Origin of the sequence: Streptomyces sp. SN-593 (assembly GCF_016756395.1) — a bacterium.
Lineage (GTDB): Bacteria > Actinomycetota > Actinomycetes > Streptomycetales > Streptomycetaceae > Actinacidiphila > Actinacidiphila reveromycinica.
Genome location: NZ_AP018365.1, coordinates 4,590,429 through 4,608,023, shown reverse-complemented (window position 1 = coordinate 4,608,023; position 17,595 = coordinate 4,590,429). Strand labels below are relative to the sequence as shown.

The following is a 17,595-nucleotide window of genomic DNA, read 5'->3' as shown; positions in this document are numbered from 1 at the left end:
CCATGCGAGTCGGAAGACAGATTCTGCGCAGGGCACTCATCACCGGCTCGGCACTCGGGCTGACCGTCGGCGGCGTCGCCTTCGCGGTGGCCTCGGCGCCCGCCGCGCAGGCGGCCTCCACGTGCGCCACGGCGTGGAGTTCCGGCACGGTCTACACCGCCGGCCAGCAGGCGAGCGAGAACGGGACCAACTACACCGCCAACTACTGGACCCAGGGCAACGACCCGGCGACCAGCAACGGCGGCAGCGGCAGCGGCCAGCCGTGGACGTCCAACGGCGCCTGTACCGGCGGCTCGTCCGGCGGGTCGGGCGGGACCACCGGCGGCAGCACCGGCGGCAGTGGCGGCACCGGGACCGGCTCCGCCAGCGGGCTGGTCTTCAGCCCGTACAAGGACGTCACCATCAACATGAACTGGAACACCTACCAGATGCAGTCGGCCGCCGCCGGGTCCGTACTGCCCGTGGTGGGCTCCGGCAGCATGGTGTCGCAGTACCTTCCGAAACTGCCCGCGCTCACCGTCGCGTTCGCCACCGGCGCCTGCGGCAGCGAGAACTGGGGCGGTGTCTCGGGCGCCAACTGGGCCGCCGAGAACGTGCCGCAGCTCAAGGCCGCCAACCTGAACTACGTCGTGTCCACCGGCGGCGCGGCCGGCAGCTTCACCTGCGACTCCACGGCGGGCATGGACTCCTTCATCGCCCGCTACGCCAGCCCGAACCTGGTCGGCATCGACTTCGACATCGAGAGCGGCCAGAGCGCGGCGAGTATCCAGAGCCTGGTCGCCGCGGCGGCCGGGGCGCAGGCGCAGTACCCGAACCTCCAGTTCTCGTTCACCCTCGCCACGCTGGGCGCGTCCGACGGCAGCTACGGCGGCGTGAACTCGCTCGGCGACCAGGTCGTCAAGGCGGTGCTCGGCTCCGGCCTGAAGAAGTACGTCATCAACCTGATGACGATGGACTACGGCAACGCCTCCAGCGGCGTGTGCGTCGTCACCTCCGGCACCTGCGAGATGGCGCAGTCGGCGATCCAGGCGGTCAAGAACCTGGAGCACACCTACGGCGTCGCGGCGAGCAAGATCGCCGTCACCCCGATGATCGGCATGAACGACGCCACCAGCGAGATCTTCACCCCCGCGGACGTGGACACGCTCACGTCGTACGCGGTCAGCAACGGCCTGGCCGGGCTGCACTACTGGTCGCTGGACCGGGACACGCCCTGCTCCGCCACGTACGCCTCCCCCACCTGCAACTCCGTCTCCAGCACGACACCGCTGGAGTACACCAAGAAGTTCCTGAGCGACCTCGGGGACTGACCAGGACCAGGCACCAGCCGACGGGCCGCGCACGGACACCGTGCGCGGCCCGCCCGCGTCACAGCAGCACCCCGCGCCGCCGTTCCATCAGCGCGCGGAGCTCGGGTTCCCGGCGGTCGGCCACCTTGAGGAAGACGGTGTTGTCGGCGCACCTGAGCCGACCGTCGTCGATGGTGCCGGCGATGAGCTGCGCGACGCGGAAGAAGACGGCGTCCGTGAGCTGGCGTCCCAGCGACTCCAGCCACTTCGTGCCCGCCGTGGCCAGCACCGCGAACGTGTGCGGCGTCTTCCCCCCGTAGCGCCTGGCGACCGAGTCGAGGCAGTCGATCGCGTCCAGCGCCTGCCGCGCGAGCTCGTCGTCGCGCGGCCGGCCCGTCGACTGCGACAGGATCACCGAGCTCCAGGTGGTCAGCACCCGGTGGTCGGTGTCCCCGCCCGTGCAGGCGCGGGCGGTCTCCATGTAGTTCCTCGCGATGTCGAGGTCGCCGTTCTCCAGCTCGTACTCCCCGCACTGCAACCAGTAGTGGAAGTCGCTGCTGAGACGATCGTGCACCAGGGCGTAGATACGGCGGACCACGTACGGGGAGAGTCCGAGGTTGAGCATCAGCCGGTGGTTGAGCAGCCGCTCCATGACCCGGCGGTAGGGGCTGGCGTAGTCGCGCTGGTGGCCGGCCCGGCTGGAGTAGAAGAGCAGGAGCTGGCTGAGGATCTCCTCCAGCCGCTCCGGGCGGTTCTTCAGGATGGACGACAGCACGGTGTCCGCGATGGTGCGCTGCTTGGACCGCACCGTCCGGTTGGGGCCGAGCGTCAGGAGGTTCGACTCCAGCAGGGAGGCGATCGCCCGCTGGATGCGCGGGCTGGGCCGGCCCCGGGACACGATGAGCGCCAGGTCCACCTCGTGGATGCCGCGGGCGCTGAAGACCTGCTGGGAGTCGCACAAGCACACCGCGGCGTACGCCGCCGCCTGCAACGCGTCCAGCTCGTCGAACTCGCTCCTGACCTTGTCCTCGAACCTCTCCCCCGTCACGACCTGGATCATGGCGGCCAGCAGGCTGCGCTCGCAGATCTCCCGCAGCTTCTCGACCCGCAGGGACTCCGGGTACCCGGCGAACTTGCCGAGCAGCCGCCGCTTCTTGAGCGTCCTGAGCAGGTTCTTCAGGTCGTCGTCGGTCAGCGCGCGGTCGAAGGAGACGCGGGTGGCGGGGAAGTTCGCCGCCACCTCGTCCCTGCGCGTCGTGCGGACCGTGGCGACCACGAGGGTGCGGCCCTGCGCGTTGAGGCTACGCAGCAGGGGCGCGGAACTGCGCTTGAAGATGTCCACGTCGTCCACCAGCACGGCGTCGAAGCCGACCGACAGGGCCTGGTCCTCCATGCGCCCGCGGCTCTGCGTCGAGTCCCGGTCGATCCACCCGACGGACTTCCCGGCGGCGTGCAGGTCGTAGCCGAACTGCATCAGGGCGGTCGACTTCCCCGAGCCGGCCCGCCCCTCCACGATGACGACGGGGAGGAGGCCGTTGGGCCCGGGCGCGGCCGCCTCCTTGATCCGGGCCAGTTGCGAGAGCCTGGCCGCGAACCCCTGGTTCTTGATCTCCGCCCAGGTGGGCTCGCGCCCCTTCAGGAAGTCCTCGCTCCCGCGACCGGCGGCGTCGACCAGTGTGGCGACCAGGCTGATGCCCGTGTCGGTCTGCTCGGTCGACCTCAGCCGCGAGAGTTCCCGGTGCCCCTGTTCGAGGCTCTCGATCCCCGGCCGCAGCACGTCGTGGCAGAACGCCGGCACGTCCATCGGGATGTGCGTGATGCCGGCCTGTTCGAGGCGCGCTCCGTCCGCGACGCCGCCGGCCGGTGTCACGACGAAACGGGGGTAGCTGGACTCGGTTCCCGGCGGAGCCACCAGGTCGACCAACTGCCACAGGGAGGCACTGTCGGGTGCCAAAGAGAGGAAGGCCACCGGCTGGAAGAGCGCCTCGGCCAGGAACCGTTGCAGCCAGTCGCTGCGCGGAGGAGCGCCGTCGGTCCGGTACTCGCTGAAGTCGACGGTGCCCAGCCCGTCGCCGACGAAGCCCTGCATGGCGACGTACTCGGTGATCTTGACGCTGGTGGGCCAGTCCGTCGTGGCGTCCACCGACAGGGCGGTCCGCGCGAGGTCGGGATCGGCGGCGATCCCCTTGCGGAGAAGGTCCGAACCGGAGAAGTCGTAGACCACCGACCAGGGGGTCTGCAACAGCCTCTTCACCGCGTAGGGCGTGGGGCCGTCGTCGGTCTTCAGGGCGTCCAGGTAGGTCTCCACCTGACGGTCCTCCAGGCGGCGGCGCACCGCCGCCCAGGTCTCGGCCAGGCGTGGTTCGGGGCTGGGGACCTGGCCGAACACCGCGCGCGCGAGGCGTCGGTTGAGCTCGTCCAGGGAGACCGGGCCCTGCCCGCCCGCGTCGACGAGGCCGGAACCCACGACGAGGATCATCCGTCCGGAGGCGATGTGCCGGTAGAAGTCCTGGAGCGCGGCACGCGGGGCGGCCGGTGCGGGCTGGGCCGCCAGGCGGGTCGACGGACGCGGGGGCGCGGCGGCCGCCCCGGTCCCGACCGGCCACAGGGTAAGGCGCCGCGTCGCCGACGGCTCCGGCCCCGTGCCCTTCCAGGCGTGGAGTCCGCCGGCACCGTCGGCGTCCAAGCGGAGGATCTGGTGTCCCTCGTCGTTCAGCAGGTTCCAGGACGGCGACTGCGGGTCGCGGGCAGGTGTCCCGGCCCGCTCCGCGACGGGAAGCAGCGGGGACCCGCTCGTGGGTTCGGCTCCGGCGCGCACGGCGTGCGAGGCGAGGAGCACCGTGGCCCGGTTCCCGGCCGTCCACTCCGTCCAGTCACGCCCCACGGCGGCGTCGAGCTGTTCCGGCGCACAGGTCGCCAGGTCGCCCTGGGCCTCGGTCGTGAGCATGCGGAAGACCGTGTTGGCTCCGACGAGGCCGATGCGCAGCCCGCCGACCTCGATCCGCAGGGACTGGTCGCCGGGGAGGAGGCCGTGCCGCCACTCCAGGTCCGGTGCCTGCCAGGCGTCGGCCCACTGGCGGTAGGCGGAGAACCGCTCGTGCAGGGCTTCGAGGACGTCCTGCGCCTCGCCGCTCCACACGTCGGCCGACGTGTCGGTCCAGTCGCGGGTCAGCGCCCGCGCGAGCATGCTGCCCGAGCGGACGGGGTCGAGGTCGTGCGGCCCGGGGGCGCAGACGACGACGGGGAGGTCGTGGCCGGCGGGGAGGTTGTCGATGCACTGCTCCAGCACTCCGTCCAGTAAACGGCCGGCTTCCTGGTAGGCGGTGTCGTCGCGGCCGCGGACCCCGGCCAGGAGCACGGCGTCGAGGGTGTGCCCCTCACCGAGGAACGAGGCCAGTTGTTCGCGCAGGCGCGCCCCACGGCGGGTGCGCTCGTCGACGGAATCGGGGGACGGACCGAGGAGCAGCAGGTTCGCGGTCACGGGCGTCTCAGTCCTTCACCAGGGAGATGGCACGGATGGCCGGCCGGGGGATCAGGAGCTCCACGGCGTCCCGCCCGCAGACCCCCGGGGACGTGCTGAGGGACAGGAAGTCCTTGCCCACCGTCTGCTCGTCGACCTGCCCTCGGAGCGTGGCGGCGGTCCCGGGGCACAGCGAGGAGAGCTGCGAACGGTAGCCGGCCTCGACGGCGACGGTGCCCGCACGGGTCTCCTGCTGCGGTTCCATGAGGACGCCCAGGCCGAGGGCGAGCAGCGTGGCGCACATGGCCGCGACGGAGGACCGGTTGGCCCACCGCTGCCGCCCGTCGACGGCGTCGGCCTCGTCCCGGGTGAGCTGGAGCACCGCCTCGACGAGGGCCTCCCGGCTTCGCACCCGCTGGGGACCGGCCAGCACCTTGACGGGCGCGGCCACGGCGTAGAGGTAGAGCACCGCGGCGAGGAGCCAGAACACCACCGCCGCGATGCCCGCCACCTGGGCGGGCACCTGCCTGTCGTCCAGGCCGGCGTAGGTGAAGGTGGCCACCAGTCCGCCGGCGAACAGCGTCAACGTCGACTGCGCGGCCTGGGCCCGCATGCGGGCGCTGCTGCCGGAACGCACCCGCTCCCCGTAGTACGCCTCGCTGATGACCGCGAACAGGGCGTCCCCGAGGAGTTCGTGCTCGTTGTCGTGAGGTACGTCCTGTGTCATGTGCCCCCCTGACCCACCGGATGTCAGATCGTACGACTTTCCATAGCCGGGGTGGACTCACTCGCACAGATCCGCCGATATTCGGCCGAGGACGGCAGATCCGGCCGCGGGGCGGGGGCGGCGCCCCCTGGTCGGTGCGGCCGCTCCTCGGCACCGGAAAGGGGTGGAGGAAGCGGACGGGCGCGGGAGGGTGTGACGTTTTCGGAGCCGGCTGCGCCTTCGGTGGGGGCCGCGCGATCCGCGGCCCGCGGTCCGGCGGATGGAGGCGCGACACGATGGAGCACATCGCAGGATCGGTGAGCAAGGGCCGCGCGGAAGTACTCGGCCCGCGGCTCGCCGCGGACGTCGTCGCCATGGCGCGGGAAGGAGCCGGGATCCGGCTCGACTACTCGCCCCCGAGCCTGGCCCTGCTGGACCGGGTCATCGACGGCATCCGCCGCGAGGGCCCGCCGACCGAGGCGGTCGCGCCCGTGCTGACCGGCTTCGGGGCGTACACGGGCGAGGTGCTGCACAGGTCCGCCGGTGCGGTGTGGACGGATTTCGACGAGGCCCAACGCGCCACGTTCGGGCAGCCGTTCGGCATCCGTGCCGCCGACGGGCGGGTGTGGAACCCGCTCGGAAGAGCTGTCAGGCGGTACCACGACGGCCCGGCGCACAGCCTGCGCCTGTTCTACCTCGCGGTGGTGGGCCGGGCGCAGGTGTGACGGTGTCCGGCACCGTACCGGTCGGGACGCCGGTCGGCACCGTACCGGTCGGGACGCCGGCCGGGACCGCGAGGGGGAGGCCGGCCGGACGCGCGGAGGGATGAGGGACACGGACACCGGTACGCATACGGGTGCGGGTGCGGATACGGACACGGACACGGCTGCGGGTGCGGACACGGGTGCGGGTGCGCGGAGGCGCGCGCGGACGGACGCGTGGACGGGTGCGCGGCGGTCGCCCGGTGCGGGCGGGCACGAAGAGGACGGGGTGGGCGCGGCGAGACCGCACCGGCACGCGCGGATGGGCGACACGGAGTTGGGCGACGCCGTCGCCCGGGCCCGTGGCGGGGACGAGGCCGCCTTCGGCACCGTCTACCGGGAGCTCCATCCGATGCTGCTGGGCTACCTGCGCGGCCTGATCGGGGACGACGCGGACGACATCGCCTCGGAGACCTGGCACGACGTCGTCCGGGACCTCCACTCCTTCCGCGGCGGCGGCCAGTCCTTCCGGGGCTGGACCGCGGCGATCGCCCGGCACCGGGCGCTGGACCACGTGCGGCGCGGCCGGGTCCGCCCGCGCACCACGGCGCTCGACGACGACACGGCCGAACGCGTCGCCGCCCGTACGAGCACCCGGGACTCGGAGGGCGCGGCCCTGGAGAACCTCTCCACCGCGCGGGCGCTCTCCCTGATCGCGGAACTGCCCCGGGACCAGGCCGAGGCGGTGCTGCTGCGGGTGGTGCTGGGGCTCAACGGGCCCATGGCGGCGGAGGTGTTGGGCAAACGGCCCGGCGCGGTGCGCACGGCGTCCCACCGGGGGCTGAGGCGCCTGTCGGAGCGTCTGAAGGACGCCGAGGAGAAGTAAGGGATGAACGAGAGCGGAGAGCACGGCCGGCGGGGCGGGCAGGTCGGCGGCGGTCGGGACGCGGCCGCGGCCGCCGGGCGCGACCGGGAGCAGGGACAGGACCGCGGGCGGGGAGGGGACCGCGCACGCGGGGGGCTCGGCAGCGGGGATCTCGAAAGTGGGGGGCTCGGGAGCGGGGGGCGTGGAGCGCGCGGGCGGGTGCCGCGTCTGCGGCGCCGCTGGCCGCGGCCGTCCCTCGCGGAACGGCTGCTCGACGGCGAGGACGTCGCCGACACCGACCCGCGGACCGCCGCGACGGCCGAACTGCTCGCGGCGGCACGGGCCGTGCCGCCGGGCAGGCCGCAGGACGAGGCCGCGGCGCTGGACGCCTTCCGGCGCGCGGCCGGTGCGGGTGCCGGAACGGGCCTCGCGGCCGGCGTCGGTCCCGGCCCGGCTTCCACGGCAGGCATCGGCCCCGGCTCGGCTTCCACGGCAGGCGTACGACCCGAACCCGCCCGCCCGGGCGGAGTTGACGCCGAACCCGCCCGCCCGGCCGCCGCGGGCGCCGGTCCCGGCCGGGGGGCCGCCGCGGGCGGGGGCTCCGACCGCGCACCCGGCGGCGTACCGGTCCCGGTCGTCCGCGGCAGCCGCTGCCGCACGGCGCGCGGCCCCCGCCTGGCCAGGGCTCTGGCCTGCGGCGTGGTGGCCGTGGCCGCCCTCGGCGGGGTGGCCCTCGCGGCACAGAACGGCGCCCTCGCGCGCCCGTTCGGCCCGTCCGGCGGAGGCGGGCACCACCCGTCGGCGCCGGCTTCCCCCGCCCGCGCCACGGGGACCGCGCCGGAAGTGCCCGACACGCTCGGCCCACGACCGGGTTCCGGCCCGTCCACGACACGGACCGGCACCGTCTCGCCGTCACCGGCAACCGGGTCTCCCGCACCGGACGCGCCCTCCGTCGCCGGCGCGCGGGGGCTCTGCACGGCGTACACCGAGGCGGAGCGCCAGGGGCGGTCGCCCGCAGGGGCGGTACGGGCCCGGCTGGCCGAGGCGGCGGGCGGCGTCGCGGGGATCGACGCGTACTGCGCCGCGCTGACGGGCCCACCCGCCCCCGCGACCGGACACGGCCACGGTGTGAACAGCGCCGGGCCGCACACGACGCCGTCCGCGTCCCCGTCCACGTCCTCGCACGCGTCCCCATCCGCGTCCCCTTCCTCGCACGCGTCCTCGCACGCGTCCGCGGCGCCGGAGGCCGCCACCCCGAACGCCAACGCCGCCCGGGCCACGCCCGGTACGGCCCGGCGTGGATGAACAACGCCTTCCCCCCACGGTGGTGGGGCCGCATGGTACGGGCCGCTCATGGTGCGGGCCGGAAGGGGGAAGCCCCTTCCGGCCCGCGGTGGGCGCCCCTGCGTACGGGGCGGAGGTGACGTGAAGGTCGGGACGGGTCAGAACGCCCCGACGCCGTTCGGGGTGCCGAGACCGGTCGGGCCGTCCCAGCCGACGCGCGCGGTGCACCACTGGCTGGTCGAGCAGCTGCCGTTGCTGCCCGAGGTCACGTCGAACAGCGAACCGGAGTGCGTGTACGGGTAGTTGTTGTCGATCGAGGCGGTGTTGCCGGCCAGCCCGTAGACGGAGGCGATGATCGGCGAGGAGACGCTGGTGCCGCCGAAGACCATCCAGCCGACGTAGCCCTGGTAGGCGGTGCTGTCGTAGACCGCGACGCCCGTCGAGGGGTTGGCGACGGCGGAGACGTCGGCCTCGGCCCGCTTGGAGCAGCCGGTCCCGAAGGAGGAGGCGGAGGTCAGCGCGGTGTTGTACGCCGAGCAGCCGCTGCCCGCGCCGCTCCACGCGGTCTCGGTCCAACCACGGGTGTTGGAGGCGGTGCTGAGCGTGGTGCCGCCGACCGCGGTGACGTAGTGGGAGGACGCCGGGTAGCTCGCGCCGTAGCCGCTGTCACCGGAACTGGCGGTGACCGCGATCCCCGGGTGGTTGTAGTACGAGCCGTAGCTGGCGTCCGAGGCGTCGGAGCCGCCGTAGCTGTTGCTGATCGCCACCACGCCCGAGGTGGCCGCGGCGCGGTTCACCGAGGCCCCCAGGTCCGCGAAGGACGCGCTCTTCGCCTCCACCAGCAGGATGTGGCAGTTGGGACAGACCGCGGACACCATGTCGATGTCCAGGGAGATCTCCTGCCCCCAGCCGCCGTCCTTCGCCGGGTAGCTGGTGCCGCCGTTCTGGTCGATCTTCTTGAAGCAGCCGTTGGCCGTGGTGCAGGCCGGCAGCCCGAACTGGCTGCGGTAGACCGCCAGGTCGGCCTCCGCGGTCGGGTCGTCGTAGGCGTCGACGATCGCCACCGTGCGGCCCGAACCCGCGGTGCTGGAGGGCAGCTTGTACGCCGACTGGAGGCTGGAGGGCCCGTAGCCGGACGGGGTGGCGTTCGGCGCGACGGTCTTCGTGGCGACGATGTCGGTGCGCACGAGCGCCGCGCAGGCGGCGTGGCCCGGAGCGGCGGTGGCGCAGGAGCGCGCGGTCGCGTGGGTGGAGCCCGACGCGGCGTCCGAGGCGGCGGCCGGGCCGAGGATCGTGAGCGGGATCGCCGCCAGGGCCGCGACGCCTATGCTCAGCAGCCGTGCGCGTGAGCGCAGTTGCATGTGAATCTCCTTGGTTGGTGGCCGATCGGGGTGTCGGCCTCGGCAGCCGTCCGGCCCGTTGCCGCCCGGGTCGGGCGGACGGCGGCCGGTGCTGCCGTGTCAGGGAGGGCGGCGCGGGGCGCGAGGAGCGCCCGGGCCACCGGGGTGCCGCGCGGGTGGGCGGCGGTGGAGGTGTGGCGGGGGCGGGGGTCGCGGCCGGGGGTGGTCGCCGCGCCGCGCTCGACCGTGGGGCCGGGAGCGGGGGTTCGGGTGCGGGAGGCACTCCCGGACGGTTCGGTCAGGTTCATGACAGTCAGGTTCATGACAATACGCAGCGCCGAGGATTCGATCGCTCGGCCACCGACATGACCCGCGTCCTGGGCGCTCCGCGCGCCGCCCGCCGTCCTCACCGCCGCACGGAACGCCACGAAGTGCTCCCTCCGCCCGCGGCGGACCGCCGCAGGGAACTCCGACATGTCGCGCCGCGACCCCGTCAGGACCGCGAACCGCGCCGACGGGGTGCAGTGTGGGGCCAGGCGGGCCCGCCGCGCAAGGGCCCGCTCAAAGCGGACGAAAGGGCCGATGGCCGATACCAACGGGGTCCAGCGGGACGGAAGTTGCGTCGGGCGGGGCCGCGGCGGGGGGACCGTGGGCATCGGCTCGGGCGGTGGTGAGCGCGCCCGGATCGTGTGCGGGCGGCCCGAAAGGCGGCCCTTGCGGGCGGGGCCGGGACCCGCCGGGCGGGGCAGACCAGCCGTACCGGACGGAGCCGGGCCAGGGCTTACCGGCCCAACCCGCCGCCCGGCCCGCCCCGCCGCGGACCCCCCACCGCGCCCGCGCCGGGCGCCGACCCCGTGGCTCGGCAGACCGCGGACCCCCGCCCCGCCCCGGAAGCGGCGGAAGATCGCCCCGCCCCGCGCCAAGGGCCCCTTCCATGGCGCGATTTCGGCAATCCCCGCACCCGACGGCGAGGTGGGGTTTCCGCCACTTGCCGACCGGACTCCGATGACCCGAGCGAACACCCCGCGGCCGTACCCCCTCAGGCGTCCGGCCGCAACGGATGGAGGACGGGGGTGAGGGCGGTGAGGACGTCCACACCGCCTCCTCCGACAGACTGCGCCTCTGGAGGTCCGCGAGGGCGCGGGACGCGCGACTGGTCGATCCGCCGGCCCGGCCGGGCCCCAGGGTGCGCGAGGCGGGGCGCGGACGCGGGAAGTGGGCACGAGGCGGCCTTCCGCTCGACGGGCGCGGGGATCGAGAATGTTCTTCGAACGCGTGTTCACATCGATTCCCAGAGGTGGCTCTTGAAACGTAGACGGACGCAGCCCTTCCGACTGCTCGGCGGGCGCTTCGGACCGTGGTCGGCCGCACTGACCGCGGGCGTACTGCTCGCGGTGGTGCCCATGTCGGCGGCCCGTGCGCAGGCCGCCGGAGCGCCGGACGTGCCGGAACCGGCGGTGCCCACCGCGCAGGGCTTCGTGGCGTCGAGTTCGCCGGCCTGCTCGACGGACGCCTCCGCGCCCACCGCCCTCGGAGACCCGACTCCGCAGCTGACGGCGGTGGTGCACCTCGCGGCCGGCAGCACCGACCCGGGCTATCTGCGCGCGCACTTCGACATTCAGGCGCACCAGGCTCCGGACACCTGGACCGAGGCGGCCGGCGTGCTGGCCCCCGAGCCCGACGGGCTGGTGACGGACGGGCAGGTCGTGACCAACTCGGTCACGGATCCGCTGTCCGAGGGCACGCTCTACCGGATGGCCGCCTCCACGTGGTCGTACACGGGCAACGCCGACGCGTACGTCGCCTCACCGAGCACCGCCTCCACCAGCGGCTGGTGCTACTTCACGGTGGACCCGACCGCCCCGCTGGCGCCGAAGGTGACGCTCGGCGACCCGTACACCCCCTGCGCGGCCGACGCGTGCGCGGCCCACGGCGGGCCGGGCGTCCCGGGCAGCTTCACCTTCGCGCCAGGTGACGGCGACACCGGTGTGGTGGGGTACGAGTACCAGATCGAGGAAGGGCCCATGGTGCAGGTCCCGGGGTCCCCCGCGACCGTGAGCATCGCGCCTCGGGCCCGGGGCGTGTCCATCCTCGACGTGCGGGCGCAGGACGCGACGGGCCGCTACGGACCCGCGACCGAAGTGGACTTCAACGTCGCGCCCTCCGCCGCGTCGATCGGGCTCTGGCACTTCGACGACGGGCAGCCGGGTGACCACTCGACGCCGGCGGCCGACACCGCCTCCGGCACGGGCGGCCGACACGCGGCGACCCTCTCCGGCACGGGCGCGGACCGGACGGCGCTGGGCAGGCGGGGCAGCGGTGACGAAGCCCTCGCCCTCGACGGTGCCACAGGCGACGCCGAGACGGACGGACGCGTCGTCGACCCCGCCGCCTCCTTCGCCGTGTCGGCATGGGTCTTCCCGACCGACCTGACCGAGGACCGCACCGCCCTCTCCCAGACCGGCGGCGACGGCTCGGGCTTCAGCCTCGGGTACGCCGCGGCCGACCAGGCGTGGCAGTTCTCCTACACCTGGAACGACGCCGACGGCGCCGGCCACGTCGCCCGCGCCGAGGCTCCGGGAGGCACGGAGCGCGTGTGGACACAGCTCGCCGGGTCGTACGACTCCGTGGCACACACCCTCACTCTCTACGTCAACGGGCAGCCGCAGGGCTCGCCGACGGGTCTCCCGGCGACGGCGGCGGCCGGGAGCACCTCGGGCGACCTGGAGTTCGGGCGCGGCACGACCGCCGACGCCGCCCAATCCCCCAGCGCCTACTGGCACGGCTACCTCGACGAGGTGCAGGTCTGGCAGCGCACCCTGTCATCCGACGACGCCCTCCAGGACGCGCGCCTGGAGGACCCGGACACCGGGTCGCCCGCCGTCGCGAACGTGGCCGCCTGGGATGCCACGAGCGCGAGCGGCACCGCCCTCACCGACTCCACGACCGGCTACGGCCGCACCCTGACGACCGAGGGCGGCGCCCGGTTCGGGGATGACACGCTCGTGCTGGACGGTGTGGACGACGCGGCCGGCACACCCGGTCCGGTGGTCGACGGCAGCGGGTCCTTCACGGTCAGCGTGCTCGTGCAGCCCGACATGTCGGCGATCGCGGGCAAGCCCGACGGGTGGACCGGCCAGGTCGTCGGCCAGCGCACGGCGGACGGCTCCGACTGGGGCGTCTGGTACCGGCTCGCCGGCCGCACCGACGCCTACGACCCCGCCACGGGGGACCTGGTCTCCGTGCCGGTCACGCAGTGGCTGCTGGGACGGATGGACGACGACGGCACGTTCACCGGGGTGACGTCCCAGGACGCCACGGTCTGGAGTCCCGGCACCGAGAACGACCCGGTCCAGGTGACCGGCACGTTCGACGCCCAGGCGGGCACGGCGTCGCTCTTCACGGGCTACAGCCACGAGGGCACCGCGGACTTCGGTCCGGGAGCGGGGGCAGGCACCGGGGAACTCACGGTCGGCAAGGCGTACCTCGACGGCGGTTGGGGGTCCTTCTTCCCGGGACGCGTGACCTCGGTCAGCCTGTGGGCGGGCGCCATGAGCGACAACGACGTGATCCTTTCGAACCTCGGCTGATACGTCCGCGCCGGCGGCACCGGCGTCCCGGTGGTGCGCTCCTCCACCGGGGCGCGGGGGCCGGACCGGCGCGGCCCGGCCCGCTCAGCTCCGGTCCCGCTCGTTCGGGGCCGGGTGGGCGGGTCAGGTGCCGGACTGGAGGCGGAGGCCCGCCAGGGTCAGCTCCAGGGCGGCGCAGAACTGCTCGATGTCGTCGTGGCCGTCGAACTCGTCGACGATGTCGTGCACGAACGGGAAGTCCGCGGGGTCCATCTCCCGCCACCTCTGGGCGTAGCGGGAGAGGAACTCCTCGCGGCTCACGGCGCCGTCGAGCACCTCCTGGGGCGGTTCCTGCCCGAGGTCCACGGCGGAGCCGACGACGACCCCGACGACCGCGGACACCGCGTGGAACCGCTGGCGCGCGCTCAGGTCGAGGCGGAGGGTCTGCTCGCCGAGCCTCTCGTACAGGCGCAGGGAGTTGCCCTGGACGGTGGAACTGCGCATGAAGTACGAACCCAGCCAGGGCCGCTCGACGATCGCGTAGAAGAGCGTCATCGCCATCGCGCGGAGGGCGTCGATCGGGTCGTCGCGGGCCGGGAGCGCCTCGACGTCGGCCAGCACCGAGCCGATCACGTGGTCGGTGGCGCGGTCGAGCAGTTCCTCCTTGTTCGCGACGTACCAGTAGATGCTGGCGACACCGCCGCCGAGGCGCTGCGCGAGCGCCCGGAACGTCAGCGCCGGCTCCCCGGCCTCGTCGAGCAGGGCCACCGCCTCGGTGAGCACCGACTCCATCGAGTGCGAAGCCCGTCGGCGCCCCTCACTCGCGCGGTTCTGCAGCCGTGCCATGGGTCACATCCTTCAGCGACTTGCCCCCCATCGAACGTTGTTCTATCTTAGCGTATCGTACGTTGTTCGATAGTCGAATGGCGTTCGATTGGAGGACTGCCATGACCACCGCCACGCCCCCACCCGACACACCGTCCGCCACCTATCCGTCCCTGCGCGCGGCCTGGATTCCGCTGGCCGCCCTCTGCCTCGCCTTCTTCGTCGAGATGGTCGACAACACGCTGCTGTCGATCGCCCTGCCCACGATCGGCCGCGACCTCGGCAGCGGGACGACCGCGTTGCAGTGGGTCACCGGGGCGTACTCGCTGACCTTCGGCGGCCTGCTGCTCACCGCCGGTTCGATGGCCGACCGGCTCGGCCGCCGACGGGTGCTGCTGGTCGGGCTCGCCGTGTTCGGCGCGCTGAGCCTGTGCGTCGTCGCCGTCTCCACCACGGGCGAGCTGATCGCCCTGCGGGCCGCACTCGGCGTCGCCGCCGCGGCGATGGCCCCGATCACGAACTCCCTGGTCTTCCGGCTGTTCGACGACAAGGCGCTGCGGATGCGGGCCATGACGGTGATGATCGTGGTCGGCATGTCCGGCTTCGTCCTCGGGCCGCTGCTCGGCGGCACCGCGCTGGCGCACGTGCGGTGGGAGTGGCTGCTCGTGGTCAACGCGCCGATCGCCGTCTTCGCGTGCGTCGGCGTCCGGCTCGGCGTCCCGGCCGACCGGCCGGAGGGCCTGACCCGCGACGCGCTCGACCTGCCCGGCGCGGTGCTGAGCGTCGCCGCCATCGGGCTCGCCTGCTACTCGCTGACCAGCGGCGTCGACCGCGGCTGGGCCTCCGGGACCACCCTCGCCTCGATCGTCGGCGCCGTCGCGGCCGGGATCGGGTTCGTCCTGCACGAGCGGCGCAGCGCGGCACCCATGCTGGACCTGGGCCTCTTCCGCAACGGCACCGTGCGCGGCGCCACCCTCGCGCAGATCGGCACCGCCATCGCGATGGCCGCGGTGATGTTCGGGCTCATCCTCCACTTCCAGTACGCCTACGGGTGGAGCCCGGTCCGCGCGGGCCTGGCCAACCTGCCGATGATCGTGACGATGCTCGCCGCGACCCCGCTGTCCGAGGGTCTCGCGCGCCGGTACGGCCACCGCGTCGCCTGCCTGGTCGGCGCGGCCTGCCTGGCCGGCTCCCTGGCCGGCCTGTCCTGGGGCGTCGACCACGGGTACGCGGTGATCGCCGCCTGCCTGGTGCTGATGACGGTGGGGCTGCGCACCGTGATGACGATCTGCGCGGTCGCGCTCGTCGACGCGATGCCGAGCAACCGCACCTCGATCGGCGCGGCGCTCAACGACACCGCGCAGGAGGTCGGTTCGAGCGTCGGCACCGCGGTGATCGGCACGCTGATCGCCGCGCTGGTCACCACGCAACTGCCGGCGGGCACGTGGAGCGGCGACCTCGTCGCGTCGTTCTTCCACGGCGAACGGGTCGCCTACGGTCTGCTCGCCGTCGTCGTCGGGCTGATCGCGGGGGTGGGTGCGCTGAGCCTCACGAACTCCCACTCCGTCGAGGAGCACGCCGAGGAGGAGGCCGTCGCCGAGGAGGCCGTCGGGGAGAAGGTCGCCTGACGGTCGGGGGGTGCGGGGGGCGGGTTCGGCGGCCCCCGGACGCGGGGGCGGGGCCCGGGGGCCGCGGTCGGCTGGACGCGGTCGGGGGGACGGGGGCCGCGGTCGGGGGGACGCGGGCCGAGAGGGCGGGCCCCGGGCGGCGGGGCCCGGGTCACGGCGCGAGGCTCAGGCGCGGCGCCTCCGGCAGCGGTACGGGCGCCTCCGCGGGCGGGGTCGCCCGGAACGCCTCGATCATGTAGGCGGCGAAGCGGCGCGACGCCGCGAGGCGGGTGGCGGCCGGCGCGTCCTGGACGCCCCGGTGCGCCATGAGCATCAGCACCAGGTCGTCCACGACGAAGCCGGCGCGGAGCCGACCGGTCCGCTGCGCGCGCCGGGTCAGCTCGGCGACCGCCCGCAGGGTCTGCTCCCGGTCGGCGGCGAAGTCCATGGCCTCGGGGAACGCCGTCATGAAGGCGTCGGCGAACCCCCGGCTGCGGGCGTGGAGCTCGCAGATCCGCACGATCACGCTCTGGAACCCCTGCCACGGGTCCGGGTCGGCCAGGGCCTCGCGCACGACGGCGTGGCAGGCCCGCCGCTGGTCGGCGAAGGTCACCGCGATCAGCTCCCGCTTGGTCGGGAAGTGCCGGTACAGCGTGGCGGGGCCGACGGCCGCGTGCCGGGCGACCTCCCGCATGGGCGCGCTCAGTCCCTGCTCGCTGAACACCGAGCGCGCGGCCTCCAGGATGCGGGCCCGGTTGTCCCGGGCGTCGGAGCGCGGGGCGTGAGGCAAATGTGCGGTCATGCGTTCTCACTTTAGCGAAACGGACGGGTGCGTCCGTTACGTTCCGACGGTGGTGCCGCCCGTCGCACCGCCGGACCGCCCCGTGGCCCGTCCGTCCGCGCGAGGCGTCCGCCCCGGTGACGCGTCCGTCGCCGCGACCTGCCCGTCCGTACGAGGAGCCGAGGAACACGATGAAAGCCGTCACGATCAGGACGTTCGGAGACCCCGCGGGTCTGGAGGTCGTCGACCTCCCGGAGCCGGAGCCCGGTCCGGGACAGGTGCGGGTCGCCACGGAGGCGATCGGGGTGGGCGGCGTGGACGCCGTCATCCGCCGGGGGACGCTCGCCGGCTACGGCTTCCGGCCGGGCCACCTCCTCGGCAGCGAGGTCGCGGGGAGCGTCACCGCGGTGGGAGAGGGCGTGGACCCCGCGTGGACGGGGCGGCGGGTCTGGGCGTTCACCGGCCTGTCCGGCGGGTACGCGGAGCACACCGTCGCCGCCGTCGACGACGTCCTTCCGCTGCCCGACGGCCTGACCGGCGTCGACGCGGTCGCCCTGGGCGGCTCCGGGGTGGTCGCGCACTTCGCGCTGGACCGCGGCCGCCTGCGTCCCGGCGAGGCGGTGCTCGTCCGCGGCGCGGCGGGGAGCATCGGGATCACGGCGGTCCAGCTCGCGGCGCGAGGGGGCGCCGGGGTGGTCGCCGTCACCACGTCGTCACCGGAACGCGGCGCCCGCCTGCGGGAGTTGGGCGCGACGCACGTCCTGGACCGCTCCGGCGAGGGCGGTCCGGACGCGCCGGCGGGCTACGACGTGCTGGTCGACGTCGTGGGAGGCCCCCAACTCCCCTCGTTCTTCGACCGCTTGAATCCCAACGGACGGTTCGTGTCCGTCGGCGTGGTCGGCGGGCAGCCGCCGGCGGACTTCGGCATGCGGCTGATGGAGGTCTTCCGCAGGTCGCTGTCGTTCGCCACCTTCAGCTCCGACACCGTGCCGGCTCCCGAACGGCAGGCCGTACGCTCCGCCCAGTTCGCCGACGCCGCGCGCGGCGACCTGCGCACCGTCGTGCACGACGTGCTGCCCCTGGAGGACGCGGCAGCGGCCCACCGCGCGATGGACGCGGGCGAGGTCTTCGGCCGGGTGGTCCTGACCCCCTGATCTTCCGCCCCCAC

The 17,595-nt window shown here is 74.0% G+C and carries 12 protein-coding genes; 7 read left to right on the top strand and 5 right to left on the bottom strand.

Going from position 1 to position 17,595, the window contains the following annotated elements; all coding sequences use genetic code 11:
- Positions 1-2: 2 nt before the first annotated feature.
- The gene (locus RVR_RS19345; protein ID WP_202235043.1) at positions 3-1,310 is read left to right on the top strand and encodes a carbohydrate-binding protein; all 1,308 of its coding nucleotides are present in this window, start codon (positions 3-5) and stop codon (positions 1,308-1,310) included.
- A 58-nt stretch (positions 1,311-1,368) separates the two neighbouring features.
- On the opposite strand, the gene RVR_RS19340 is transcribed toward RVR_RS19345, so the two are convergent.
- Both RVR_RS19340 and RVR_RS19335 read right to left on the bottom strand, forming a co-directional pair.
- Positions 1,369-4,770 carry a P-loop NTPase gene (locus tag RVR_RS19340; RefSeq protein ID WP_202235042.1) on the bottom strand — a complete coding sequence of 1,134 codons (3,402 nt, stop codon included), beginning with the start codon at positions 4,768-4,770 and terminating at the stop codon, positions 1,369-1,371.
- Positions 4,771-4,777: 7 nt separating this feature from the next.
- On the bottom strand, positions 4,778-5,476 hold the full coding sequence (locus tag RVR_RS19335; protein ID WP_202235041.1) for a hypothetical protein: 699 nt from the start codon (positions 5,474-5,476) through the stop codon (positions 4,778-4,780).
- A gap of 275 nt (positions 5,477-5,751) precedes the next feature.
- Between RVR_RS19335 and RVR_RS19330 the strand changes: the two genes are divergently transcribed.
- The 3 genes from RVR_RS19330 to RVR_RS19320 all read left to right on the top strand — a co-directional run bounded on the left by RVR_RS19330 (position 5,752) and on the right by RVR_RS19320 (position 8,326).
- Positions 5,752-6,180: a hypothetical protein gene (locus tag RVR_RS19330; protein ID WP_202235040.1), complete on the top strand. Its 429-nt coding sequence runs from the start codon at positions 5,752-5,754 to the stop codon at positions 6,178-6,180.
- 265 nt (positions 6,181-6,445) lie between these two features.
- On the top strand, positions 6,446-7,042 hold the full coding sequence (locus RVR_RS19325) for an RNA polymerase sigma factor (protein WP_430393152.1): 597 nt from the start codon (positions 6,446-6,448) through the stop codon (positions 7,040-7,042).
- Between the two features lie 198 nt (positions 7,043-7,240).
- A complete protein-coding gene (locus RVR_RS19320; RefSeq protein WP_202235039.1) occupies positions 7,241-8,326 on the top strand; it encodes a hypothetical protein in 1,086 nt (361 codons plus the stop codon).
- A gap of 137 nt (positions 8,327-8,463) precedes the next feature.
- Here RVR_RS19320 and RVR_RS19315 read toward each other — a convergent pair whose 3' ends face one another.
- The gene (locus tag RVR_RS19315) at positions 8,464-9,666 is read right to left on the bottom strand and encodes a S53 family peptidase (protein ID WP_202235038.1); all 1,203 of its coding nucleotides are present in this window, start codon (positions 9,664-9,666) and stop codon (positions 8,464-8,466) included.
- 1,283 nt (positions 9,667-10,949) lie between these two features.
- On the opposite strand from RVR_RS19315, the gene RVR_RS19310 reads away from it, so the two are divergent.
- Positions 10,950-13,235: a laminin G domain-containing protein gene (locus RVR_RS19310; RefSeq protein ID WP_202235037.1), complete on the top strand. Its 2,286-nt coding sequence runs from the start codon at positions 10,950-10,952 to the stop codon at positions 13,233-13,235.
- 123 nt (positions 13,236-13,358) lie between these two features.
- Here the strand turns inward: RVR_RS19310 and RVR_RS19305 are convergent, their stop codons facing one another.
- Entirely contained in the window at positions 13,359-14,006 is a 648-nt protein-coding gene (locus RVR_RS19305) for a TetR/AcrR family transcriptional regulator (RefSeq protein WP_202238788.1), read from the bottom strand.
- Positions 14,007-14,161: 155 nt separating this feature from the next.
- On the opposite strand from RVR_RS19305, the gene RVR_RS19300 reads away from it, so the two are divergent.
- Positions 14,162-15,667, top strand: coding sequence for an MFS transporter (locus RVR_RS19300; protein ID WP_202235036.1), 1,506 nt, complete (start codon positions 14,162-14,164; stop codon positions 15,665-15,667).
- 151 nt (positions 15,668-15,818) lie between these two features.
- Here the strand turns inward: RVR_RS19300 and RVR_RS19295 are convergent, their stop codons facing one another.
- Entirely contained in the window at positions 15,819-16,448 is a 630-nt protein-coding gene (locus RVR_RS19295; RefSeq protein WP_202235035.1) for a TetR/AcrR family transcriptional regulator, read from the bottom strand.
- A 170-nt stretch (positions 16,449-16,618) separates the two neighbouring features.
- Between RVR_RS19295 and RVR_RS19290 the strand changes: the two genes are divergently transcribed.
- Complete coding sequence (locus tag RVR_RS19290; RefSeq protein WP_202235034.1) at positions 16,619-17,581, top strand: zinc-binding dehydrogenase; 963 nt, start codon at positions 16,619-16,621, stop codon at positions 17,579-17,581.
- Positions 17,582-17,595 lie beyond the last annotated feature (14 nt).